1 protein-coding gene is annotated in these 838 nt (G+C 62.8%); it reads right to left on the bottom strand.

Annotation, left to right across the window (positions count from 1 at the left end):
• Positions 1-838, bottom strand: an 838-nt coding sequence (locus tag HAQ05_RS27885; protein WP_190427616.1) for an Ig-like domain-containing protein, incomplete at both ends; no start/stop codon positions are given.

Below are 838 nucleotides of genomic sequence, written 5' to 3'. Positions count from 1 at the left end.
CGGTGGCCACCACGTGGAAGTCTTCGGACAGCTCGTTTTGCCCACTGTTGTGGGTTTCAGCATTGGCGAGGGTGTACGAGTAGGTCAGCGTTTGGGTGCTGGCATCGTAGCCGGTGATGGTCAGCACATTGCCCAACTGGCCGGTGACCGTGGTCAGCACCAACTGGCCGTTCTCGATTACCGTTTTGCCGTCGATGGCCAGGGTGGCCAAGCCGTCCTTGGCATCCACGCTGAAGCTGCCGGTTTGGGTCAGCGCGGCGGCGTTCGGGTTCGAGCCGTCTGGCAGGTTGGCCTCGTAGACCTTCTGCTCGCCGCCGTCGGTGCCCAGGTCGAGCACGGTCACACCGTCGTTTTCGTTGCCCACGGTGATGTTCAGCTTCGCCGTGCTGGTGTCGCCATCGGCGTCGGTGACCGTGTAGCTGAAGCTGTCGGTGGCGCTGGCACCCACGGCGATCAGCTTGTTGATGTCGGTGTTCACCGTGTAGGTGTAGGTACCGTCGGCATTGAGCACCAGGCTGCCGTAGGTGCCTTGCACGGTTTGCGCGGTCACCGGGTTTTGCTGGTAGTCCGCGCCCAGGGTGTCGTTGTTGAGCACATTGCCGGTGGCGGTAAGCTGGTGGTCGCTGGCACTGGCGCTGTCGTCGCGGGCAGTGGGGGCATCGTCCTCGATGCGCACGTTCAGCCAGGCGTCGTCGCTGTCGCCATCGGTATCGGTGGCCACCACGTGGAAGTCTTCGGACAGCTCGTTTTGCCCACTGTTGTGGGTTTCAGCATTGGCGAGGGTGTACGAGTAGGTCAGCGTTTGGGTGCTGGCATCGTAGCCGGTGATGGTCAGCAC

Source organism: Pseudomonas typographi (genome assembly GCF_014694385.1).
Classification (GTDB): Bacteria; Pseudomonadota; Gammaproteobacteria; order Pseudomonadales; family Pseudomonadaceae; genus Aquipseudomonas; species Aquipseudomonas typographi.
Note: the sequence above shows the minus strand (reverse complement) of the source record. Positions and strands in the feature narration are given on the sequence as shown.